Genomic DNA, 21,749 nt, shown 5'->3' on the forward strand with positions numbered 1-21,749 from the left:
CCGGCCGTCGATAGGGGTGAAGGGGTGGCAGTCCGGGCGGGGACCGCCACCCCTCCTCAATTTCCCGCGGAACCTCTCAGGGGCAGGCTCCGCGGGTTTTACTTGGCGTTACCCGTAGTTGCGGTCGATCGACTGGGACGGCGTCGGGCTCGGCCGGGTCTCCGCCACCCGCTTGTCGCTCGGGTGCGTTCCGACCTCGATCCCCTTCAGCGTCCCGAGCAGCTCGAACTCGGCCAGCGTCACTCCGTCGGCGGCCGGCGCCAGCACCAGCCGGTACTGCGTATAGGCCTTCGGTGACGCGATGCTGAACGACCGCGTGTACGACGTCCACGGCCAGGTCACCCCGGTCCGCTTGTCGACCGTCTTCCACGTGGTCCCGTCGTTCGACCCCTCGAGCACCCAGCTGGACGGCGCCGTACCGGTCGTGCCGTTGGTCAGCGTGTACATGCCGACCGGGCGGCCCTGCTGGAGGGCGACCGTCACCGTGGGCTTGTCACCGGTGAGGGTGACCTGGGTCTTGGTGTCGTTGTCGGTCAGCGCAGCAACATCCGCCGAGCCGGTGATCACGGCGCCCTCGTCCGAGGTGGAGTCCCGCCAGGTGCTCGGGTCCTCGCCGGGCGTCGTGAGCGACGGCGGGGCGTCGTTGCGTCCGGTACCCCAGTTCGACGGCTTGTCCGTCATCTCGAACTCGATCTTGCCGCCACTCGCGATCAGGTCGTGCGGCAGGTTGGTCGACGTCCACTTCTTCCCGTTGATCCGGACGCCCTTCACGTAGACGTTCTTCGCGCTGTTGCCCGGTGCGCTGACGACCAGCTTCTTGCCGCCCGGCAGCCGCACGGTCGCCTTCTTGAACAGCGGCGAGCCGATCGCGTACGACGGCGAACCGACCTGCAGGGGGTAGAAGCCGAGCGCGCTGAACAGGTACCAGGCGGACATCTCGCCGTTGTCCTCGTCACCCGGGTAGCCCTGCCCGATCTCCGAACCCAGGTACAGCCGCGACACGGCCTCGCGGACGAGCGCCTGCGTCTTCCACGGCTGACCGACGAAGTCGTACATGTAGGTGATGTGGTGCGACGGCTGGTTGCTGTGCCCGTACTGACCCATCCGTACGTCGCGCGCCTCGAGCATCTCGTGGATCGTGCCGCCGTAACCGCCGGGGTGCAGCGCGTCCTCGGGGGTGCTGAAGAACTCGTCGAGCTTCTTGATCAGACCGTCCCGGCCGCCGTAGATCGCGGCCAGCCCGGCGCCGTCCTGCGGGGTCGAGAACGCCATGTTCCAGGCGTTGGTCTCGGTGTAGTCGTGCCCCCAGTCGCGCGGGTCGAACAGGTTCGGCGAGGTACCCCACGAGCCGTCGGGGTTCTTGCCCTGGAAGAAGCCGACCGTCGGGTCGTAGAGCGTGACGTAGTTGCGCGCCCGGTTCAGGAAGTACTTGTAGTTGTCCAGGTACTCCTGCTTGCGCGGATCACTCTTCTTCGCCTTGACGTACAGCGCCTTCGACATGTTCGCGATGCCGTAGTCGTTGATGTAGCCGTCCATCGACCAGCTGAAGCCCTCACCGGTGCTGTTCGCGGTGTAGCCGTGGAAGGTGGACAGGTCCATCCCCTTGCGGCCGACGTTCTGCGAGGGCGGTACGACGGACGCGTTCTTCACGGCGGCGTCGTACATGGCCTGCACGTCGATGCCCTTGATCCCCTTCAGGTAGGCATCGGCGAAGGCCACGTCGGACGACGTACCGACCATCAGGTTGGCGTAGCCCGGCGAGGACCAGCGGGAGATCCAGCCGCCGTCCTTGTACTGCTGGACGAAGCCGTTCACCAGGTCGGCGGCTGTGTCCTGGGCGAACAGCGAGTACGCCGGCCACACCGTCCGATAGGTGTCCCAGAACCCGTTGTTCACGTAGGTCTGACCGGCCACGATCTTCGAGCCGGTCGTGGTCGGCGTATCCTCGCCGACCTTCGGCGACGTCGGCGAGGCGTAGGTAATGACCGGCTTGGACTTGGTGCCGGTGTTCTCCGAGCCGTTGTTCGGGTAGAGGAACAGGCGGTACAGGTTCGAGTAGAGCGTGGTCAGCTGGTCCGCTGTGGCGCCCTCGACCTCGATCGTGCGCAGTTTCGCGTCCCACAGTGCCTGCGCCGCGTCCTTGACCTTGCCGAACTTCGAACCGGCCGGCAGCTCCATCTCCAGGTTCTTGCGAGCCTGCTCGGTGCCGATCAGCGAGGTCGCCAGCCGCAGCTGCACCTGGGTGACCTTCGGATCGAACCCGAAGTAGCCGCCGACATTCGCGCCGCCACCGTTCGACAGCTTGCCGGAGGCAACCACCTTCTGATCCACCACGCCGTACACGAACAGCCGGCCGGCGCCGGTCGACAGCCCGCTCTTCACGTCACTGAAGCCGGTCACCACCCCGGTGTCCGGGTCCAGTGTCAGGCCGCCCTCGTTGGTCACGTTGTCGAAGACCAGCGACGCGCCACCCTTCGGGAAGCTGAACCGCAGCATCGCCGCGTGGTCGGTCGGCGCGATCTCCGCGGCGTTCCCGTTGTCGAACTCGACACCGTAGTAGTACGGCCGCGCGACCTCGTTGTCATGGCTGAACGACCACGCGCGGGCGGCCCGGTTCGCGGTCGGGGTCTCCGCCGTCGACGGCATCACCTGGAAGGTCTGCCGGTCACCCATCCACGGGCTGGGCTCGTGGCTGATCGACAGCGCCTGGATCGTCGGCTTGTTCTCGGCGTTGTTGCCCTTGGCGTAGTCGTACAGCCAGGAGCGGGAGCCTGCGTTCGTCACCGGGGTCCAGAAGTTGAAACCGTGCGGTACGGCGGTCGCCGGGAAGTTGTTACCCCGGGAGAACCCGCCGGTCGCGTTGGTGCCACGTGTGGTCAGCGCCAGGTCGGACGGGTGCTTGGCCGCCGTCTTCTGAGCCGCAGAGTCCGGGTTGATAGCGGCGGCGATGCGGATGTCATCCACCCAGCCGCGGAAATCGGCCGGTCCGGTCGGCTTGTCGTAGCCGATCAGGATCCGCTTGATGGTCTTGCCGGCCGCGACCTTGCCGAGGTCGGCCTCGATGTTGTTCCACTGGTTCGTTGACAGGCCCTTGGCGTCGCCCTGCCCGCGCGGGCTGAGCCCGAAGCCGTGGTGGTCCTTGGCGCGCAGATCGCTCAGGTAGGTCCCGTCGGAGAACGCCAGATCGAGCGCGGCGTACGTGCTCGGGTAGCTGAGGTCACCCTCGACGTGCTCGGGAAAGATCTTGTACGACAACCGGGTGTCCCGGCCGACCTTCAGATCGACGTCGGAGATCTTGTTCCAGGTGTAGCCACGGCCCTCGGCGGTCTGGCGCCCGGCGTACCGGAACGACTTCACGCCGGTGAAACCGACCCGGGCGCGGGCGTTGTAGGCGCTGGTCGGGCCCGAGTCCAGCCGCGACTCGGCGACCGGGCCCGGTGGCGGCAGCGGGTCGCCGTTGGACAGGTACCAGTCGGCGAGCTGGACGATGTTCTCGCCGTGGTTGAGCGTGACGTCGAACTTGAAGAACTTGTACGCCGTCTCGTTCGCGAAGCTGTATTCCTTGGTCTGGAACCGGTTCTCGAAGCTCTGACCGGTCTGCGTGTCCAGCACGGTCCAGTCGGTGCCGTTGTTCGAGCCCTGGACGGTCCAGTTCTGCGGGTCGCGGCCGTCGGCGTCATTGGCCGAGGTGAGCGCGTACTTCCGGATCACGACCGGGGCCGAGGTCTCGTACTGCAGCCAGCCGGTCTTGGTGAAGACCAGCCACTTGGTGAACTTGTCCCCGTCGGCGGCGTTGGAGGCGATCTCACCGCCGCCGGTGTTCTCGCCGCTGGCGGTGATCGTGGTGACCTTGTCCATCTCGCTGCCGCCGACACCGGTCGGGGTCGGGCCCTGGACGCCGCCCGTGCGGGGCTTGCCGTCCGGACCGGTCTCGACGGTGTCGGTGTAACCGGGCTGTGGCTGCCCGGACTCGAACGAGGTGAAGAACGAGGCCCCGCTCACCACCGGCTCGTCGTGGGTGGCCGAGGTGTTCGGAGGGACGGCATGCGCTGACGTCATAACTGGTGACATTGTCACAACTAGCCCGAGCGACGCGACGAGACCCAGTGGGCGGCGGAGATTCATCCACGCTCCTTGCACGGCCGGCCGGCGCGACAGCCTGAAGCTGCTGCGTCGGAGGTTTACGCGGCCCCGATGACAAGGTTGTCAGCCCGCGTCCGGGGTGATCTTCCCTATCTTCATGACGCTTGGTCAAGGCCTTGTAGCAGCCCGCTTCCGACTGCGGTTCAGTTGCTCGCCGGGCGTAGGTTGATCGCCATGGCAGAACGGGTGTTGGTCACAGGTGCGGCAGGCTTCATCGGGCGAGCGGTGGTATGCGCTCTCCGGAAGCGGGACGTGCCGGTGACGGCAGTCGACCGGGAGCCGCCGGACCCCACCTGGGACGAGGGCGTGACCGTGGTGACCGGGGACCTGGCCGACCAGGAAGTCTGTATCGGGGCCTTCGAGACCCGGCCGACCGCAGTGGTCCACCTGGCCGCGCTGACCTCGGTGCTGCGCTCGGTGGACGCACCGATGGCTACCTTCGCGCAGAACGTGACCATCACCCAGGTGCTGCTGGAGCTGTCCCGGGGCAGTGGTGTGGACCGGTTCGTGCTCGCCTCGACCAACGCGGTCGTCGGCGATGTCGGTACGGCGACCATCACCGCGGATCACCCGCTGAGCCCACTCACGCCGTACGGCGCGACCAAGGCGGCCGGCGAGATGCTGTTGTCGGCGTACTCCGGCAGCTACGGTCTGGCCACCGCCGCACTGCGGTTCACCAACGTCTACGGCCCAGGCATGTCGCACAAGGACAGCTTCGTGCCGCGGCTGATGCGCGCAGCGCTCGCCGGCACCGGAGTGCAGGTGCACGGGGACGGTCAGCAGCGCCGGGACCTGGTCTACATCGACGACGTGGTGAACGCCGTACTGCTCACGCTGGAGACCGGGTACGACGGTCGCGCGATCATCGGCTCCGGCCGGTCGGTGTCGGTGCTCGAGCTGGTCGAGGCGGTCCGCGCAGTCACCGGCAAGCCGATCCCGGTTGAGCACATCGAGGCTCCGCCCGGTGAGATGCCTGCTGTGATCGTCGACATCGCCAGCGACCTGGGGTACGCCCCGACGGTTTCGCTCGACGAGGGCCTCGCCCGGACATGGCAGTACTTCCAGCAAGTGTGAGGCGCCACTGGCTGCTGGGAGTCTTCCTGGTCGCCGGTACGGCGCTGCGCGTGCTGGCGACGGTCGCGTACCAGCCGGGGATCATCTATGTGGACTCGCAGCAGTACCTGAACAACATGGAGCTGCTGCGACCGGACCAGCTCAACCCGATCGGCTACTCGATCGCACTGAAGCCACTGGTCGCACTAGGCGGTACGACGCTCGTCGTCATCGTGCAGCACCTCGTCGGGCTGCTGCTGGGGGTCGCGGTCTACGCGCTGGCGCGGCGGTTGACCGTCTGCCGCTGGCTGTCCGCGCTGGCCGCCGCACCGCTGCTGCTGGATGCCTACCAGGTGCAGATCGAGCAGAACGTGATGGCGGAGACGCTCTTCGACGTACTCCTGGTCGGTGTGCTGTGGCTGCTGCTCGGAAAGTCGAGCTGGCAGGCAGCAGCCGCGGCCGGGCTGCTGGTAGGCGCCGCGTTCGCAGTCCGGGCCATCGGTATCACCCTGCTGTGCGCTGTCGTGCTCTATCTGGCCGTTGTCGCATGGCGACGAGTGCTGGTGGCCATAGCTGGATTTGCAGTCGTGTTTGGCGCCTACGTCGGCTACTTCCACGCTGAGACCGGCCGCTGGGGTTTCACCGGTGCCGGGAGCCAGGTGCTCTACGGACGGACCGCAGTCGTCGCCGACTGCAGCAAGGTGTCGCTCAAACAGCTCTGCCCGAAGGAACCACGTCTCGGTGTCGACCAGTACGCCCACAACCCCCTCCCAGCCGGCGCAACCACCGAACAGGCAACCGCGTTCGCCCACGAAGTCATCAAGAACCAACCGCTCGACGTCACCTGGGCGGCGCTGAAGGACTTCGCCAAGGGATTCGCTCCCACGAGGACCACCTCACCGAACGACGTACCGCTCAGCCGCTGGCAGTTCCAGCTGACCTATCCGAACCTGCAGGACATCAACACCGCCGCCTTCGCCGTGAAGTACGGCGGCCAGGAGCCACAGGTCATGCACACCCCGGCCGCCATCCTGCGCGCCTATCAGCTCAACGGTGGATACGCCTCGGGAGCCCTGCTCGGCCTCGGTGTGCTGATCGCGCTAGCCGCGGCAGTGCGAGCCAAGGAACTTCGGATGGCAGCACTGTTCCCTGCTGCAGCCGGGGTCATCCTTCTGCTTGGTTCGGCAGCGTTCGAGTTCTCCTGGCGTTACCAGCTCCCGGCGCTCGTGTTCTTCCCCCTCGCGGGCGCGATCGGCTTGCGCGCGATCCTCGGCAAGGACCAGGCGCGCCCCGCGCTCGCCGCCTACCCAGACGCGGTGGACTCCCAAGCCACACAGGGATTCCAGCCAACCTTCGCACCGATCGTCGTGGTGATTGCCGCCTACAACGAAGCCGGTGGAATCGGTCCAGTGCTGGCGAACATGCCACGGACCTGCTCCGGTCTGCCAGTCGACGTACTCGTAGTGGTGGACGGCGCAACCGACAACACCGCCGAGATCGCCCAGCAGGCAGACGCCTCAGTAGTCGTTGCCAAGAGCAACCGTGGTCAGGGTGCGGCACTGCGGCTCGGGTATCACGTGGCTGCGAGCGGTGGCGCGCAGTACATCGTGACCACGGATGCCGACGGCCAGTACGACAACGACGAACTCGCCGTACTCCTCCAGCCGATCCTCGACGACGAGGCAGATTTCGTCACCGGATCACGCAGACTCGGTGCGGAGGACGCCGACAGTCGGCTGCGCTGGCTCGGTGTCCGGGTGTTCGCCGTACTGGCGTCGATCCTGACCAGGCACCGCCTGACCGACACCTCGTTCGGTTTCCGCGCGATGCGAGCCGACCTCGCCACCGCGGTCACGCTGCGCGAGCCGCAGTACCAGTCGTCCGAGCTTCTCCTCGGAGCGCTCGCCCGAAAGGCAAGAGTCGTCGAGCTGCCGATGACGATGCGCCGCCGGGGCGACGGGACCAGCAAGAAAGGCCCAGGACTCGTGTACGGCGCGAACTACGCGCGGGTGATGACCACTACGTGGCTGCGGGAGTACGTACTGCGACGGGCTCGGCGAACACCCAGCGGTCGAACAGCTTGAACTTGACCACGAACAGCACCGCGAAGGTGAAGAAGTACGAGCTGCTGACCAGCAGGGTCTGCCAGAACAACGAGTCGATCCAGGCCTGGGCGGCGAGGTCGGTGAGGCTGGTCACCAGGGCCGCGACCCCTGCGTTCCCGACCACGATGATTGCGTAGGGCAACATCCGGCCGGGGCGTTCCCAGGCCCAGCGCCGGGTGAGCAGGTAGTTCGGGATGCCGCCGGCGACCCAGGCGATCACCGTGGCCAGCAACGGCATCGCGCCGAACCAGTAACACAACGCGAAGGCGACCTGACTCACCGCGGTCGAGATCACCGAGGATGCCGAGTACTTCGCCCACAGCAACATTCGGCTCCGGCGCAGGCCGAAGCGCGCCGCGAGCCTTCTGTGGATGCGCACGGCATCCATTGTGCACGCCCCGGATTCACAGCTAATTGCCAGTGTCCTCGGGGTTGCGCAGGGGGTCTGCCGGGATAGGAATGAAAGGGAGAGCCACTATCCCCTGACGGAAGGCGGCGAGCGCAGTGCGCGTACTCGTCCTGGGCGGTGACGGCTACCTGGGGTGGCCGACCGCGTTACACCTGTCCGACCGTGGTCACGAGCTTGCGGTTCTGGACAACTTCGCCCGCCGCGGTTACGACCGTGAGCTGGGCGTGCAGAGTCTGGTCCCGATCGAGGACCTGGACACCAGAGTCGCCGTCTGGCAGCAGGTGTCGGGGCGGAGCATCACGCCGTACGCCGGTGATCTGCTCGACCCGGACTTCGTCTTCGAGGTGGTGCGGGAGTTCGCGCCGGACGCGATCGTGCATTTCGCCGAGCAACGGGCGGCGCCGTACTCGATGATCGACCGGCAGCACGCCGTGTACACCCAGCAGAACAACGTGATCGGGACACTGAACCTGATGTACGCCGTCGCTGAGATCAACCCGGAGATCCACCTGGTCAAGCTCGGCACGATGGGGGAGTACGGCACGCCGAACATCGACATCGAGGAAGGCTGGCTCGACGTCACGCACAACGGGCGCACCGACCGGATGCTCTATCCGAAGAAGCCGGGCTCGTTCTACCACCTGAGCAAGGTGCACGACTCGCACAACCTCGAGTTCGGCTGCCGGGTCTGGGGGCTGCGTGTCACTGATCTCAACCAGGGCGTGGTCTACGGTCAGCAGACCGACCAAACCGTGCTCGATCCGCGGCTGGCGACCAGGTTCGACTACGACGCCGTCTTCGGCACCGTGCTCAACCGCTTCGTCATCCAGGCTGTGCTCGGCGAGCCACTGACCGTGTACGGCGTGGGTGGGCAGACCCGGGGATTCCTGGACATCCGGGACACCGTCGAGTGCATCCGGCTCGCAGTCGAGAACCCGGCCGACGCCGGTGAGTTCCGGGTCTTCAACCAGATGACCGAGAGCTACTCGGTCCGTCAGCTCGCCGACAAGGTCGCGGAGTGTTTCCCCGGCCCGGTCCAGGTCGACCACCTGGACAACCCGCGGGTCGAGCAGTCCGAGCACTACTACAACGTCAAACACACCGGCCTGGTCGGCCTCGGTCTGCAGCCGCATCTGTTGTCGGACACCCTGATCGAGTCGATGTTCGGCATCGTCGCCGTCAACAAGGACCGAGTCAGCCCTTCGGCCTTGCTGCCAACGGTTCGCTGGCAGCTGAGCTGACCTTCGAGCGAACCAGCTCCGCGAACCGGCGGGCCGCGGGCGTCGCGGCATGACCGCTCGGCAGCAACAGGTCGACCCGCCGTTCCAGCTGGACGCCGGCCAACGGCACCAGCTGGATCGTGTCGGTCGAGCGTGGATGCAGCGCGAAGTCGAGGCCCTGCGGGACGAGCGCGATTCCCGCCCCGGCCGCGATCAGGTCGAGCGCCATGCTCCACTCGTTCACCTCGATCGCGACCTGACGCTGCAGACCGGCCGACGCGAACGCCTCGTCGATGACCGCCCGGATCGACCATTCCGGCGGAGCCTCGACGAAGCGCTCGTCCAGCAACTGATCCAGCCTGGCTGCTGGCAAGCGCGTGAGTGGATGGCCGGCTGGGCAGGCCACCATCAGCGGCTCGGCCAGCAGCGGTACGACGTCCACTCCGGGCGGATCGTCCTCGATCAGCGCGGCCAACGCGATGTCCAGGCTGCCGTCGATGACCCGCCCGAGCATCTCCGAGGCCGCCTGGAACCGGACCACGATCTCCACCCGCGGATGCGCCAGCGAGAACTCGGCGAGCCAGCTCGCGAACGGGAGCGTGTGCCCGGTGCTCTGCAGCGCGCCGATCCGTAGCCGCCCGGCCAGCACGCCGTGCACCTCCTGGACCGTCTGCCTGGCCGCGGCCGCCGCCTCGAGCGTCCGGCGGGCCGACGGCACCAAGGCCTCGCCTTCGGCGGTCAGCCGGATCGGCCGGGTACCGCGGACGAACAGCAGCGCGCCGACGTCCTTCTCCAGCGCCCGGATCGAGGTCGACAGCCCCGACTGGACGATGTGCTCGCGCTGAGCGGCCGTCGTGAAGCTGCGCTCCTCGGCGAGCGCGACGAAATGGCGCAGATGCCGGAGTTCCATGCTTCCAGTATCTCTCCAGCAGATGGAAACTATCTCAACCAGTCCCACCAGAGCTGCTATCGCTCGTCGGCAGTCCTGAGTTCAGATGGATGAAGACTCAACGACGAGAGGTTTCTGATGAGCATCGCAACACCGCTGCGCACGGGCGGCCGGCACCTGACCGGCTTCTGGTTCGTCGCCGCGGCCTTCGTGACCCTGATGGCGTTCGGCACGGTGCCGACGCCGTTGTGGCCGCTCTACCAAGCCCGCGACCACTTCGGCGCGACGACGGTGACCGTCGCCTTCGCCGCGATGGTGGTCGGCGCAGCCGGTGCGCTGCTGGCGCTCGGGCATCTGTCCGACCGGCTCGGCCGCCGCCGCATCATCCTGCCCGCGCTGCTGACTGGGATCGCGGCGGACATGATCCTCGCGATCTGGCCGCAACTGCCCGCGCTACTCATCGGGCGGGTGCTGACCGGGGTCGCGATCGGGCTGATGGCGACCACGGCGACGACGTACCTCACCGATCTGTACCGCGAAGCGCGGCCGGACCGGGCTGGATCCTCGTTCCCGGCCTTGGTCGCGACTGCTTCCAACCTGGGCGGGCTCGCGATCGGTCCCCTCGTGGCCGGTGTCCTCGGCCAATGGGGACCGGCGCCACTGCGCACGTCGTACGTCGTGTTCGGCGTACTGATGTCGCTCCTGCTCCTCCTCGTGCTGACCAGCCCGGAGACCGTCGACACCGAGCTGGCCGACCAGGATCGGCCGGTGCGGTTCGCGCTGCGGGACGGGCAGCGGCGGACCTTCGTTGCGGCGGCCGCCTTGGGGGCGCTGGCGTTCGCGGTGATGGGGTTGTTCTCGTCGCTCGGGGCGATCATCGTCCGCGGCGAGCTCGGGATCACGTCGTACTTCCTCGCTGCGCTCGCGCCCTTCGTCACGTTCGCCGCGTCGGCGGTCGCCCAGCTTGCGGTCGGCCGGCTCGCACGCACGCGGGTGTTGCTGATCGGATCCGTGCTCTACCCGGCCGGTCTGGTCGTGACCGTCGTGGCGCTCCATCGGCCTGCGCTCTGGGTGTTGCTTGCCGGCGCCGCGCTGTCCGGTGCCGGTGCGGGGCTGCTGTTCAAGGGCGCCGTGGCCGAGACGGTCATCGCCGCGCAGCCGGCGTCGCGGGCAGGCGTCCTCGCGGTGTTCTTCGTCGTCGCTTACCTCGGCATGGGCCTCCCGTCGATCGGGTTCAGTGTGCTCATTCGGTACGCCGCGCTGCTGCCGTCGATGATCGGTCTCGCGATCGTGTTGTCGGTGGGCGTGGTCGCCGCCGCGCTAACGGCGAGCGCCGACGAGCAGCGTCGGTAGGACCGCGAGGAAGCGGTTCTTGCGGCCGCGCGCCTGCTGCTCGGCCAGCCAGCCGTCGGCATCGTCCCGAGTGATCAGGGCCTTGTCGACGGCTGCGGTCGCGGCTGCCGCGAGCTGCGGCGCCATCGTGGCGTGGTCGGTGACGACATCGTTGTGGACGACGACCTCGGGGTCCTGGAAGCCGGCGTCGAGGAGAAGATCGCGAAGATTCCGTACGGCGCGGGGCGCGACCGAGCGGGATTCGAGTCCGAGCAGGATGACGTCGGTCAGGTCCTGATCGGAACTGTCGATCAGCAGGAACCCGTAGTCCTGACCGCCGACAACGATCCGCCCGCCGGGCCGCAGCACCCGATAGGCCTCGAGGATCGTCGGAACCGGGTCGTCGAGCAGGTGGAAGAGTCGCAGGGCGCGGTAGCCGTCCATCGACTCGTCGGCGAGCGGGAGGTCGTCGGAGCGTGCCACGTGAAACATTGCCCCCGGGACCCGGGTCCGGGCCGCCTCGACCGCGTCCGGGTCGGGATCCAGCCCGGTCACCTTCAGCCGCTTGGCCGCCAGCTCCTCGGCGGCATGCCCGGCACCACAGCCCACGTCGACCACGCTCGCGCCACGCTTCAGCCCGAGCAGCCGGTACGACTCGGCGCGCAGCTCAGCGGCTCCGGGCCGCTCCTCGATCCGTTCCAGAAACCCCATGGGCCTACCGTGCAACTTCAGGTGCACCTGAAGTCAAGATTCGATCGAGCTGGAAAAGAGTGGGGCGCAGAACCTGCCAGGAGTTAGGTTCGGGCGCCCGCTCCCTCTCTCAGATCGAGGTTCTCGCCATGTTCACCAGGCGCCGCGCTCTCGCTCTTGGCTTCACCATGCTGGCCGGTCTCGCCGTGCCCTTGGGGGCCAACCAACTCAACGGAACCGACCAGCTCGATGCGACCGGCTACGACGGCACCGCGAAGGTGCTGATCCGCGATGCGTCGATGGTCCTCACGATGGATCCGGCCGTCGGCCAGGGTGCGCTCGGCATGCTGCAGGATGCCGACGTACTGATGACCAAGAACACCATCACCGCTGTCGGCAAGGACCTGCCTGGTACCGCCGGCGCGCGGGTGATCGACGGCCGCGGCAAGATCGTCATGCCCGGCTTCGTCGACCTGCACACGCATACCTGGCAGTCGCTGATCCGCGGTTGTGCCACCGACAAGGAGCTCAACGGCTGGCTCGCCGAGTGTGTGCTCCCGCTGTACGGCAACCAGCCGTCGTACGCCGAGGGGTACGCCGGCACCAGGCTCTCCGCCCTGGACGCGATCGGCACCGGCATCACCACCACGACCGACTGGTCGCACAGCTTCTCCGCCGACTTCGCGAACGGCAGCCTGAAGGCCCTCGCGGACTCGAAGCTGCGCTTCTTCTTCTCCTACACGGCCAACACCAAGCCGGCCACGCTCGACGAGATCCGCCGGGTGAAGAAGGAGGTCATCGACCCGAACCCGCTGGCGAACCTGCAGGTCGGCACGCACCCGACCATGCAGAACCTTCCCAACACCACCGCCGCGGAGAACCTGGCCAAGGAGCTCGGCGTCGCTCTGAACGTGCACGTGCACGAGTCGAAGACCGACCCGGCCACCGGCCAGATGGAGGCGCTGCGCAAGGTCGGTGCCATCCGGCCCGGTCTGCTGATGAACCACGCCGTCCAGATGACCGACGCGGAGCTCGACGAGCTGGCGGCCAACGACATCCGGGTCGCGCACAACCCGCTCTCCAACATGCGCCTGGCCTCCGGCGTCATCCGGCTGCCCGCGATGGCCGAGCGCGGAATCAAGGTCGGTCTCGGCATCGACGGCGGGACCAACGACACCACCGACATGTTCAACGACATGCGCGCCGCGGTAGGCCTCCAGCGGGCGACCGCGATGGACCCGACCCGCTACCCGCAGCCCGCCGACGTACTGCGGATGGCCACCCTGGGCGGCGCCGAGGCGCTCGGCATCGACAAGGAGATCGGCTCGCTGACGCCGGGTAAGAAGGCGGACCTGCAGATCATCAACCCGCAGGCCCTCAACTTCGCTCCCAACGGCAACTGGGTCAGCCAGCTCGTCTTCAACGCCCAGCCCGTCAACGTCCAGTGGGTCTTCGTGAACGGCGTCGCCGTCAAGCGCGACGGCCACCTGACCGGCGTCGACACCGCCAAGGTGATCCGCGACGCCGACGCGGCCAGCGACCGCATCGACGTACTCCTGGGCCGGTAACTAGTCCATCGAGACCCGGTCGAACGAGGTGGTGGTGAAGCGGACGTCGACGCCGATCGTGTCGCCGACCGCGGGGGGCGCCACCGCCGACGGGAGGAAGAGCATGCTGGCCTGCATGTGCGGCGGCTCGGCGAACCAGCGCTGCTTGCCCTCGATGGTGAACGGCGAGAGTGCCATCCCGGCCGCGTCGAGGCTGCCCTTCGCCATCGCGATGGCGCGCTGGCGGACGGTGGCCGCCGCGGTCGGGGCCTCCAGACCGACGCCGTGCGCGGTGCCACCGGACACGACCAGGATGTGGCCGTCCCCGCTGACCCGGCGCTGCCGGTAGCCGACCCGCTCACCACGACGGACCGAGTGCACGTCGAGCACGGTCGCGCGGACCGTGAGCGCACCACGGTCGCCGAGCCAGAGCGCCGTACCCATCCGGAGCTTCACGTTCTCGCCGATGTCACCGAGCTTCTGCGCCGGGACGTGCGACACCCACAGCGCGCCCCGCCGTACGTCGGTGGCCGCCTTGGCCAGGTTGGCTGCCTCGCGGACGTTGGCCGACGTACCGCCGGCGCCCATCGGGAAGTGCAGCGACCAGCCCTCGAAACGGATCCGGTCGAGCGCGTTCAGCAGCATCGTGTGCCGCAGCTCGCGGGCGCCGATCCCGTGCCGGCGCATCGACGTCTGAACCTCGATCAGCACCCGGCTGCCGGCCGGGATCGAGACCAGGTCGGCCAGCCGGCTGACCGTGTGGATCACGTTCTTGCTGTGCGACATCTCCAGGAACGGCCGCCACGGGGTCAGGACGACGACGTCCTCCCGCGGGTCGGCGGGCACCTCGAAGTAGGTGCCGACGGCGACCGTGCGGGCACCGAGGGCGCGCGACTCCGCGATCAGCCGATGGTTGCCGAACCCGTACCCGTTGCCCTTGGCCACCGGGACGATATCGGGGTTCCACGTGGAACGGAGGTGATCGCGCCATCGATCGGAATCGACGTGCAGGGTCAGGGGCATGGTGTCAACGCCGTCTCATGTAGAGGTCGAATGCGGTGTAGAGCGCCTTGTTCAACGGCAGATCCCACTCACCGACGTACTCGACGGCCTCGCCGCCGGTGCCGACCTTGAACTGGATCAGCCCGACGTGCGGGTCGTTCGGATCCAAGGTGTCGGTGATGCCCCGTAGGTCGTACACGGTCGCACCCGCTGCGAGTGCGTCCGACATCATGCGCCACTGGATCGCGTTCGATCCGCGCACGTCCCGCTTGGCGGTCGAGCTGGCACCGTAGGAGTACCACGAATGACCGCCGACCCGGATCCAGATCGTCGAAGCGACCAGATCGCCCTCGTGATGGGCGTTGTAGACCCGGAAGTCACAGCAGCCGGCGGGCTGGTTCGCCATCGCCGAGTACATCTTCTCGAAGTACGGCAGCGGCCGCGGGGTGAAATGGTCCCGCTCGGCCGTCTCGACGTACAGCTGGTGGAAGGCCTTCAGGTCCTCGGGTCCGCCCTGCGAGACCTCGACACCCATCTTGTCGGCCTTCTTGATGTTGCGCCGCCAGAGCTGGTTCATGTTCTTCAGCAGGTCGTCCGGGCCGCGACCGGCCAGCGGGACCTGGAACACGTACTGCGGCTGCCCGGCCGCGAAGCCCTCGCCGACGCGCGGGGCCTTCCAGCCCAGCGCGCGCAGCTGGTTCGCGACCGTTGCGCCCGACGGCTCGATCACGTCGGGGCGGACATCGCCGAGCCGCGGCTGCTGCCCGCCGGCGATCGCGTCCTTGATGGTCTTGGCGCTCCAGCGCCGGGTCGGGACCGGCGGACCCATCCGGATCCCGAACGCACCCTGTGCCGCTGCGTGCGCGGCCAGCGGCCGCAGGTAGCGGCCCAGGTCGATCGCGTCCCAGTCGACCACCGGACCCTCGGGCAGGTAGGCCAGGTAGCGCTTCACCTTCGGCATCTGCCGGTACAGCACCAGGCCGACGCCGACCAGCTCCGCCGGGTTGGCCGGTTCGTACCAGCCCAGTGACTCGGCCTTCCACTCGCTTTTCACCGCCGCCCAGCCAGGCGTCTGTAAGAAGCTGGCCGACGGACGCGCCGCGAGATAGGCGGCGTGTTCGTCGGCCGAGATGATCCGGATGCTCAAGTCACTCACGGTCGGTCAGGTTACCGGCCCAGCCTGAGGAACCCCAGCTGAGCCGGTCCCGTGATCAAACCAGCCGCTCGGACAGCTCCCACAACCGAGTGGCAGACTCCGGATCGAGTGCGTACGGCGCGACGCCCGTGTTCTCGCCCTGCACGTTGGGCAGCGCCTCGTTGTTGTCCTCGAAGTACAGACCGGTCACGCCGTCGAGCAGCGGGGACCCGGCCAGCAGGGCCGAGGTGGATGCGCCCTGCTCGGGCGTCTTCCAGGGGAAGTCGTCCCATTGCTGCAGGGTTTCGGCGGCCAGGTGGCGCTGCAGCGCGGTCCGGATTCCACCCGGCATCACGGCGTTCGCGGTGATTCCGGCACTCGCCCACCGCTTGGCCGCCTCGACCGCGAACAGGATGTTCGCCGTCTTGGACTGCCCGTACGCCGCCCACTCGTCGTACGGGCGGTTCTCGAAGTGGATGTCGTCGAAGTGGATGTCGGACCAGAGATGCGCACTCGAGCTGACCGAGACGATCCGAGCGCCGCCGGCCGCGGCCAGGGCGTCGTACAGGCCGAGCGCGAGGCCGAAGTGGCCGAGATGGTTGGTCGCGAACTGGTGCTCCCAGCCCTCGGGAGTGCGGTTCAGTGGTTCGGCCATCACGCCGGCGTTGTTGATCAGGATGTGCAGCGGGCCGTCCCAGTTGGCGGCGAAGGCGCGCACGGATTCGCGGTCGGCCAGCTCGAGCGGAGCGACGTACACATGGCTGTTGCCGGTCGAGTCGATGATTCCGGCGGCGACCCGCTCGCCGACGACCTTGTCGCGGGCGGTCAGCGTGACCTCGGCACCGGCCCCGGCCAGCGCCCGGACCGTCTCGACGCCGATGCCGGAGGCGCCGCCGGTGACGACGGCCCGGCGGCCGGTCAGGTCGACACCGGCGAGCACCTCGGCCGCCGTGGAGGTGTATCCGAAGGGGGTGGTGATTCTGCTCATCAGGGTCCGTCCCGTTCTGCGAGCTACTGTTGATCCGGAGGAGCCTCCGGATAGATCCAGTTAAGCGGAGGCGCCTCCGGATATCAAGTCCGCTAGGTTTCGGGTTCGGAAGGGGGAGAGATGACGGAGTCGAAGGCGCGGCCGTTACGGGCCGACGCGCAGCGCAACCGCGACCAGGTGCTGGCCGCGGCCGCCCGGGCGTTCGCGAAGTGCGGGCTGGAGGCGACGCTCGAGGGCATCGCCAAAGACGCCGGCGTCGGCATCGGCACGCTCTACCGGCACTTCCCGACCCGCGAGGCACTGATCGAGGCGGCGTACCGCAAGGAGCTGGCGACCGTCTGCGAGGCCGCCCCCGAGCTGCTCGACAAGCTCCCGCCCGCCGAGGCCCTGCGCGCCTGGATGGACCGCTTCGCCGACTACCTGCACACCAAGATGGGGATGGCCGACGCCCTGCGCGCCATCATCGCCACGGGCGCCAACCCGTACGACCACAGCCTCGAGCTCCTGGTCGGCGCGATCGAACCGCTCCTCGCCGCCGGCATCGCCTCGGGCGAGCTCCGCTCCGACATCTCCGCGGACGACGTCCTGATGAGCCTCAGCGGCGTGGCCCTGGCCGCCGGCGACCGTCGCGACCAAGCCGGCCGTCTGCTCGACCTCCTCCTGGACGGCCTCCGCTACGGCGCCTGATCCAGGCCGGGGAAGAGCAGGTGCTGCCCGATCAGCTCGTACATGCGGTTGCGGGTCGGTACGTCGGCGATCTGGTCGGCGATTTCCTTGGCGGCCTGGATCGAGTTGAACCGGCGGACGCTGATCTCGAGACCACGCAGGTTCTCCGCCGCACGGTCGGCGACGAGGTTGGCCTGATGGAACAGCAGGCCTGACGCGACGGACGGAATCGCACCGGCGAGTGCGGTGACCACGCCGACGTCGAATCCGGCGACGTACGTGAGGACGCCGCCGAGGAGCACGATCGCGAACCCGAGCACACCCGACCACAGCGACGCCTGCTGGTAGGCGGCGTGGTGCTTGAGCGCGAGCCGGTGATGCTGCAGGTAGATCTCAGCCTCCTGCCGGGACGTCCGGGCCAGCTCCGCGAAGTCCAACGGCTCGGGGACCGGATCGTAACGGGGAGGCCACGGGTAGGCCTGCCCCTGGGCGCCCCAGGCATTGGCCCCGCTGGGTGGAGGCCATTGGGTGGGAGCGATGGGTTCCGGGATGTCCTGCTGGGCCGGCTCGGGCTCGCCTTCGTCACCCGAGTTGCGCTCGGCCTCACCTACGTCGATCGGCTCGCTCTCGGCTTCCGGATCGGGCCTCTTCCGCCGGGTGCCGGGGAAGGTCGCCGGCTCCTGGAACTGGGCGAGGACGTGGGCCGCGTGGCCGACCTCCTCTCGCACCTGCTGCTTCCGGGTCCGCGTGAGCAGGACGGCGCCGAGCGCGGCGACCGCGATCCCGGCGACCGCGATGAGAAAGGAAGTGGTGTTCATTCCCGACCTTTCGGGCGGCGGAGGCGGAGCTGGAGCCTATCGATTTTCTAGGGTGGGTGGATGGCGAAGGTGGCGTTGGTGACGGGGTCGGTATCGGGAATCGGGGCCGGGGTGGCTCGGCGGCTGGCAGCGGACGGGTTCACGGTGGCCGTACACTCGCGGGTCAGCCGGGAGGCCGGTACGGCGCTCGCGGCGGAGCTGGGTGGGTCGTATCACCAGGCCGACCTGGCCGATGACGATGCGGCGCAGGGGTTGGTGCCGGAGGTGCTGGCCGTCCACGGGCGACTCGACGTACTGGTGAACAACGCGGGGATCAGTTGGCCGGTACCGCATGCCGAGCTGGACGGGCTGACCGCCGCGGACTGGCGGCGGGTGCTCGACGTCAACCTGATCGCGCCCTGGTTGTTGTGTACGGCGGCCTTGCCAGCGCTGCGCGAATCGACCGGTTGCGTGGTGAACGTGACCAGTCATGCCGGCGTTCGGCCCAAGGGGAGTTCGATCGCGTACGCCGCCAGCAAGGCCGCTCTGAACCATGTCACCAAGTTGCTGGCGGCCGCGCTCGGACCAGAGGTGCGGGTGAACGCAGTCGCCCCTGGACTTGTGGATACGCCGATGACCGCCGACTGGACCGACGCTCAGGAGCTGTGGAAAACCTCGAGCCCGATGCGTCGTGGTGCCCAGCCGGCGGACGTCGCCGATCTGATTTCAGCGCTTGTCCACAACAGTTACATCACCGGCGAGGTGGTCCTGCTCGACGGTGGTCTGAACCTGCGCTGAGCCTCACAAGCTGGTGCGGAACGGGCCCGTGACCTCGTAAGTGATGCCGCCGCTGGACGAACCGCTGGTGCCGCGCTGCGAGGAGAAGTAGAGCCGGTTGCCGGCCGGGTTGAAGGCGACACCGCAGAGCTCGGAACCGGACTGGCCGCTCACCCGGAGGAACGGGGCGACGATGTCGTTCGGCGTGATGATGCAGATCTCCATGTTGCCGCCGTCCTCGGCGACGTACAGGTCACCGACGGCCGCGGCGGTGATGTTGTCCACGCCGGTGAGCGGCGGGTTCGAGGTGAGGTTGTCGTCGTACGCGATGGCGATCGTGTTGTTCACCGCGTTGTACGCCCAGACCCGGTTGTCGCCCTTGGTGGTGAAGAAGCAGGTGCCGTTGCGGTAGTAGCAACCCTCGCCACCGTTGAACACCTTCATGCCGGACACCTGCCTGCGGGTCCGGGTGGGGCTGCCATCGGGGTCCGGGACCGTCACCCAGGACAGCGTGCTGCCGGACTCGCGCAGCACCTGCAAGGTTCCCGCGGACAGGTCGCCCCAGGTGGTGGGGACGAAGCGGTAGAAGCCGCCGCTCGTCTCGTCCTCGGTCAGGTAGATCACGCGCCGGTCCGGGTCGACCGCCGCGGCCTCGTGCGAGAACCGGCCGAGCGCAGGACGCCGTACGGCGGCTGTCGCGCCCTTCGGGTCGGTCTCCCAGATGTAGCCGAGGTCGGTCTCCTCACCGGACAGCCAGGTGCCCCACGGGGTTGCACCGCCGGAGCAGTTGCGCGTGGTCCCGGAGAGGATGCGGTACGCGCCGGTGACCGAGCCGCTGCTGTTGAAGCGCAGCGCGCTGGCTCCGCCGGTGCCGCTGCTCAGCTCCGAGTTCGACACGTAGATCCAGCCGGTGCCGTCGGCGAAGCACGCACCGCCATCGGGAGCGCCGTGCCACGTGTAGCTGGTGCCGGGCACAGTCTGCGTCGACCGCGCCAGCACGCGACTGGTGAACCCGGTCGGGAGCAGCAGGCCGTTCGCGTCGGCCGGCCGCAGACCGCCGTACGGGCTGGTGCCGGTCTGGGCGGGGAAGGCGAGTGCCTGCGGTGCCACGCTGAAGCTGAAGGCGACAGACGTGGAGGTGCCGATCACGGCAGCGCGAAGAAAGGTCCGACGGTCCATGGTGAGTCCTCCCGGGGCGTGGATGATTCCCACAGTCAAGCGGCTGGACGTGAACGGCGTCTTTCTGTCGGTGGGTCCTCCTACGATCGCCGGGTGTCTTTGGGTCGGGACTTTCAGCGGTTGTGGTTTGCCTACACGGTCAGTGCCTTGGGGTCCGGGATCGGGTACGGCGCGCTGCCGCTGATCGCCGTACTGGTGCTCGACGTCAGCACCTTGCAGGTGTCGATGCTGGCCGCCGTCTCGGCGCTGGCTGCCGCGGTGCTCGCGTTGCCGATGGGCGACTTCATCGAACGGCGACGGAAGCGGCCGGTGATGATCGCGGCCGACGTCCTTCGGTTCGGGGCGCTGGTGAGCGTGCCGATCGCCGCAGCCTTCGGTGTGCTGAGTTATCCACAGCTGTGTGTGGTCGGCGTCCTGCAGTCGGCAGCGCTGATCGGGTTCACGAGCGCGAGCGGCGCGCACCTCAAGGCACTGGTCGGGCCTGAAGGACGCGCCGAGGCGAACGGCAAGTTCGAGCAGGTCTTCTGGCTGACCATGAGTGCAGGGCCGGCGATCGGTGGTGCTCTCGTCAGCCTGGTCGGTGCGACGCTGACCCTGGTGGTGGACGCGGTGTCGTTCCTGCTGTCGGCCTTCGGCATCAGGCGGATCCAGCAGCCGGAGCCTGCTCCCGTCGAGGACGCCGGCAAGCGCGACCTCGGCGCCGGCTGGAAGTACATCTTCGCGAACCGCGGCCTGGCGGTCCTGTTCTGGAACTCGCAGCTCTTCGGTGGGCCGCTGATGATGATCTCGCCGCTGCTGACCGTGTTCATGCTGCGCGACCTCCACCTGGCACCGTGGAGCTACGGCGTGTTCCTGGGCGTCTCCTGCCTCGGCGGCGTGCTCGGCGCCTGGCTCGCGCCTGCGCTCACCCGCCGGTTCGGACTGCACCGGATGCTGCTGTGGTTCGGCGTACTGCGGGCCCCGTGGACGCTACTGCTCCCGCTGGCTCCATCCGGTATGGCGGGGTTCGTCTGGCTGCTGGTTGCCGAGACCGCGCTGCTGGTGGCGGCCGGTGCGTTCAACCCGTCGTTCGCGACGTACCGGATGGAGGTGACCGAGGACCGCTACATGGCGCGGGTGCTGACGTCGTGGTCGATCACCTCGCGCTGTGTGCAGCCCGCGTTCATGGCGGTCGGCGGGCTGATGACCGCCGTACTGGGACTGCGCGGTGTCATGTACGTCGGCGGTGCGATCGCACTGCTCAGTGCGTTCGTCCTGCCGTGGCGCTCCGCTAAACCAGCCCCATTGCCAGCGCCAGTCTGACCACCGGGCCCATCACGCCGTCCGACTGCTCCTCTAGCCAGGCAGCGGCCTCGTTCGGCGGCAGGACGAGCACCTGCGTGACTTGCTCGCCGTCCTCGGGGTTCGTCGGCTCCTGCTCGATGACGACGTCCGCGACGACATTGGCCCAGTACGACAGTGGGTGCGGGAGATGCGGCCGGTACGGCGCTGGGCGGCGGTGGTCGGCGCGGTGAGCGCCGACCCAGGTCATCGGGCCGGTCAGCCGGGCACCGGCCTCCTCGAGCAGCTCACGGTTCACGAGCTGCTCGATCGTCTCGCCCGGCTCGCGGGTCCCGCCGGGCAGGAAGCGCCAGCCGAGGTCGTTGCCACAGACAACGATCCCGCCCGCGGTCCGGCAGATCACGTGCACGTTGCTGATCAACTCGTCGGCCGGCTCCTCGACCGTGAACCGGACATCGAGCTCACCCCAGGCCCAGTGGCCGGGAGCGAAGAGCTCGGGGAATTGTTCGGCCCAGGTTTCCTCGGTCTGCATCGGC

At 68.2% G+C, this 21,749-nt stretch carries 18 protein-coding genes; 8 read left to right on the top strand and 10 right to left on the bottom strand.

Annotated features, from left to right (window positions below; translation table 11 throughout):
• Positions 1–108: 108 nt before the first annotated feature.
• The gene (locus ACFCV3_RS25205; protein ID WP_376033706.1) at positions 109–4,059 is read right to left on the bottom strand and encodes a GH92 family glycosyl hydrolase; all 3,951 of its coding nucleotides are present in this window, start codon (positions 4,057–4,059) and stop codon (positions 109–111) included.
• Between the two features lie 258 nt (positions 4,060–4,317).
• Here ACFCV3_RS25205 and ACFCV3_RS25210 point away from each other — a divergent pair, with 258 nt between their 5' ends.
• Together ACFCV3_RS25210 and ACFCV3_RS25215 are read left to right on the top strand one after the other, a co-directional pair.
• Positions 4,318–5,217: an NAD-dependent epimerase/dehydratase family protein gene (locus tag ACFCV3_RS25210; protein ID WP_376033708.1), complete on the top strand. Its 900-nt coding sequence runs from the start codon at positions 4,318–4,320 to the stop codon at positions 5,215–5,217.
• On the top strand, positions 5,214–7,280 hold the full coding sequence (locus ACFCV3_RS25215) for a glycosyltransferase family 2 protein (RefSeq protein WP_376033710.1): 2,067 nt from the start codon (positions 5,214–5,216) through the stop codon (positions 7,278–7,280). The genes ACFCV3_RS25210 and ACFCV3_RS25215 overlap by 4 nt, the downstream gene beginning before the upstream one ends.
• Here the strand turns inward: ACFCV3_RS25215 and ACFCV3_RS25220 are convergent.
• Positions 7,216–7,680 carry a GtrA family protein gene (locus ACFCV3_RS25220; protein WP_376033712.1) on the bottom strand — a complete coding sequence of 155 codons (465 nt, stop codon included), beginning with the start codon at positions 7,678–7,680 and terminating at the stop codon, positions 7,216–7,218. The two genes, ACFCV3_RS25215 and ACFCV3_RS25220, sit on opposite strands and share 65 nt — an antisense overlap.
• 125 nt (positions 7,681–7,805) lie before the next feature.
• Here ACFCV3_RS25220 and ACFCV3_RS25225 point away from each other — a divergent pair, with 125 nt between their 5' ends.
• Positions 7,806–8,951, top strand: a complete 1,146-nt coding sequence (locus ACFCV3_RS25225; RefSeq protein WP_376033714.1) for an NAD-dependent epimerase/dehydratase family protein — start codon at positions 7,806–7,808, stop codon at positions 8,949–8,951.
• Here ACFCV3_RS25225 and ACFCV3_RS25230 read toward each other — a convergent pair.
• Positions 8,905–9,840 (bottom strand): LysR family transcriptional regulator, encoded by a 936-nt coding sequence (locus tag ACFCV3_RS25230; protein ID WP_376033716.1) that lies wholly within the window; start codon positions 9,838–9,840, stop codon positions 8,905–8,907. The genes ACFCV3_RS25225 and ACFCV3_RS25230 overlap by 47 nt on opposite strands.
• 117 nt (positions 9,841–9,957) lie before the next feature.
• Between ACFCV3_RS25230 and ACFCV3_RS25235 the strand changes: the two genes are divergently transcribed.
• Positions 9,958–11,172 carry an MFS transporter gene (locus tag ACFCV3_RS25235; protein WP_376033718.1) on the top strand — a complete coding sequence of 405 codons (1,215 nt, stop codon included), beginning with the start codon at positions 9,958–9,960 and terminating at the stop codon, positions 11,170–11,172.
• Here the strand turns inward: ACFCV3_RS25235 and ACFCV3_RS25240 are convergent.
• Positions 11,140–11,862: a methyltransferase domain-containing protein gene (locus ACFCV3_RS25240; protein ID WP_376033720.1), complete on the bottom strand. Its 723-nt coding sequence runs from the start codon at positions 11,860–11,862 to the stop codon at positions 11,140–11,142. The two genes, ACFCV3_RS25235 and ACFCV3_RS25240, sit on opposite strands and share 33 nt — an antisense overlap.
• A 128-nt stretch (positions 11,863–11,990) precedes the next feature.
• On the opposite strand from ACFCV3_RS25240, the gene ACFCV3_RS25245 reads away from it, so the two are divergent.
• Positions 11,991–13,409 (top strand): amidohydrolase family protein, encoded by a 1,419-nt coding sequence (locus tag ACFCV3_RS25245; RefSeq protein WP_376033722.1) that lies wholly within the window; start codon positions 11,991–11,993, stop codon positions 13,407–13,409.
• Here the strand turns inward: ACFCV3_RS25245 and ACFCV3_RS25250 are convergent, their stop codons facing one another.
• Genes ACFCV3_RS25250 through ACFCV3_RS25260 form a run of 3 tightly spaced genes read right to left on the bottom strand, consistent with a single transcriptional unit; the run spans position 13,410 to position 16,513 of the window.
• Positions 13,410–14,411: an alanine racemase gene (locus ACFCV3_RS25250; RefSeq protein ID WP_376033724.1), complete on the bottom strand. Its 1,002-nt coding sequence runs from the start codon at positions 14,409–14,411 to the stop codon at positions 13,410–13,412.
• A gap of 4 nt (positions 14,412–14,415) precedes the next feature.
• Positions 14,416–15,546: a lipid II:glycine glycyltransferase FemX gene (locus ACFCV3_RS25255; protein WP_376033726.1), complete on the bottom strand. Its 1,131-nt coding sequence runs from the start codon at positions 15,544–15,546 to the stop codon at positions 14,416–14,418.
• A 55-nt stretch (positions 15,547–15,601) separates the two neighbouring features.
• The gene (locus ACFCV3_RS25260) at positions 15,602–16,513 is read right to left on the bottom strand and encodes an SDR family NAD(P)-dependent oxidoreductase (RefSeq protein ID WP_376033728.1); all 912 of its coding nucleotides are present in this window, start codon (positions 16,511–16,513) and stop codon (positions 15,602–15,604) included.
• A 120-nt stretch (positions 16,514–16,633) separates the two neighbouring features.
• Between ACFCV3_RS25260 and ACFCV3_RS25265 the strand changes: the two genes are divergently transcribed.
• Complete coding sequence (locus ACFCV3_RS25265) at positions 16,634–17,200, top strand: TetR/AcrR family transcriptional regulator (RefSeq protein WP_376033730.1); 567 nt, start codon at positions 16,634–16,636, stop codon at positions 17,198–17,200.
• Here ACFCV3_RS25265 and ACFCV3_RS25270 read toward each other — a convergent pair.
• Positions 17,188–17,997 carry a hypothetical protein gene (locus ACFCV3_RS25270; RefSeq protein ID WP_376033731.1) on the bottom strand — a complete coding sequence of 270 codons (810 nt, stop codon included), beginning with the start codon at positions 17,995–17,997 and terminating at the stop codon, positions 17,188–17,190. The genes ACFCV3_RS25265 and ACFCV3_RS25270 overlap by 13 nt on opposite strands.
• A gap of 60 nt (positions 17,998–18,057) precedes the next feature.
• On the opposite strand from ACFCV3_RS25270, the gene ACFCV3_RS25275 reads away from it, so the two are divergent.
• Positions 18,058–18,774, top strand: a complete 717-nt coding sequence (locus ACFCV3_RS25275) for an SDR family NAD(P)-dependent oxidoreductase (RefSeq protein WP_376033733.1) — start codon at positions 18,058–18,060, stop codon at positions 18,772–18,774.
• A gap of 3 nt (positions 18,775–18,777) precedes the next feature.
• On the opposite strand, the gene ACFCV3_RS25280 is transcribed toward ACFCV3_RS25275, so the two are convergent.
• Positions 18,778–19,932: an alkaline phosphatase PhoX gene (locus ACFCV3_RS25280; protein WP_376033735.1), complete on the bottom strand. Its 1,155-nt coding sequence runs from the start codon at positions 19,930–19,932 to the stop codon at positions 18,778–18,780.
• 93 nt (positions 19,933–20,025) lie between these two features.
• Here ACFCV3_RS25280 and ACFCV3_RS25285 point away from each other — a divergent pair, with 93 nt between their 5' ends.
• Positions 20,026–21,234: an MFS transporter gene (locus tag ACFCV3_RS25285; protein WP_376033737.1), complete on the top strand. Its 1,209-nt coding sequence runs from the start codon at positions 20,026–20,028 to the stop codon at positions 21,232–21,234.
• On the opposite strand, the gene ACFCV3_RS25290 is transcribed toward ACFCV3_RS25285, so the two are convergent.
• A complete protein-coding gene (locus ACFCV3_RS25290; RefSeq protein WP_376033739.1) occupies positions 21,203–21,745 on the bottom strand; it encodes an NUDIX domain-containing protein in 543 nt (180 codons plus the stop codon). The genes ACFCV3_RS25285 and ACFCV3_RS25290 overlap by 32 nt on opposite strands.
• Positions 21,746–21,749: the final 4 nt, after the last annotated feature.

It is taken from the genome of Kribbella sp. NPDC056345, assembly GCF_042262745.1.
GTDB lineage: Bacteria > Actinomycetota > Actinomycetes > Propionibacteriales > Kribbellaceae > Kribbella.

What these genes read in the sequence shown, in the direction of transcription:
- ACFCV3_RS25250 (WP_376033724.1), bottom strand. Translation starts at nt 14,411, where the DNA reads ATGCCCCTGACCCTGCACGTCGATTCCGATCGATGGCGCGATCACCTC.
- ACFCV3_RS25240 (WP_376033720.1), bottom strand. Translation starts at nt 11,862, where the DNA reads ATGGGGTTTCTGGAACGGATCGAGGAGCGGCCCGGAGCCGCTGAGCTG.
- ACFCV3_RS25275 (WP_376033733.1), top strand. Translation starts at nt 18,058, where the DNA reads ATGGCGAAGGTGGCGTTGGTGACGGGGTCGGTATCGGGAATCGGGGCC.
- ACFCV3_RS25205 (WP_376033706.1), bottom strand. Translation starts at nt 4,059, where the DNA reads ATGACGTCAGCGCATGCCGTCCCTCCGAACACCTCGGCCACCCACGAC.
- ACFCV3_RS25260 (WP_376033728.1), bottom strand. Translation starts at nt 16,513, where the DNA reads ATGAGCAGAATCACCACCCCCTTCGGATACACCTCCACGGCGGCCGAG.
- ACFCV3_RS25280 (WP_376033735.1), bottom strand. Translation starts at nt 19,932, where the DNA reads ATGGACCGTCGGACCTTTCTTCGCGCTGCCGTGATCGGCACCTCCACG.
- ACFCV3_RS25290 (WP_376033739.1), bottom strand. Translation starts at nt 21,745, where the DNA reads ATGCAGACCGAGGAAACCTGGGCCGAACAATTCCCCGAGCTCTTCGCT.
- ACFCV3_RS25230 (WP_376033716.1), bottom strand. Translation starts at nt 9,840, where the DNA reads ATGGAACTCCGGCATCTGCGCCATTTCGTCGCGCTCGCCGAGGAGCGC.
- ACFCV3_RS25265 (WP_376033730.1), top strand. Translation starts at nt 16,634, where the DNA reads ATGACGGAGTCGAAGGCGCGGCCGTTACGGGCCGACGCGCAGCGCAAC.
- ACFCV3_RS25245 (WP_376033722.1), top strand. Translation starts at nt 11,991, where the DNA reads ATGTTCACCAGGCGCCGCGCTCTCGCTCTTGGCTTCACCATGCTGGCC.
- ACFCV3_RS25270 (WP_376033731.1), bottom strand. Translation starts at nt 17,997, where the DNA reads ATGAACACCACTTCCTTTCTCATCGCGGTCGCCGGGATCGCGGTCGCC.
- ACFCV3_RS25210 (WP_376033708.1), top strand. Translation starts at nt 4,318, where the DNA reads ATGGCAGAACGGGTGTTGGTCACAGGTGCGGCAGGCTTCATCGGGCGA.
- ACFCV3_RS25235 (WP_376033718.1), top strand. Translation starts at nt 9,958, where the DNA reads ATGAGCATCGCAACACCGCTGCGCACGGGCGGCCGGCACCTGACCGGC.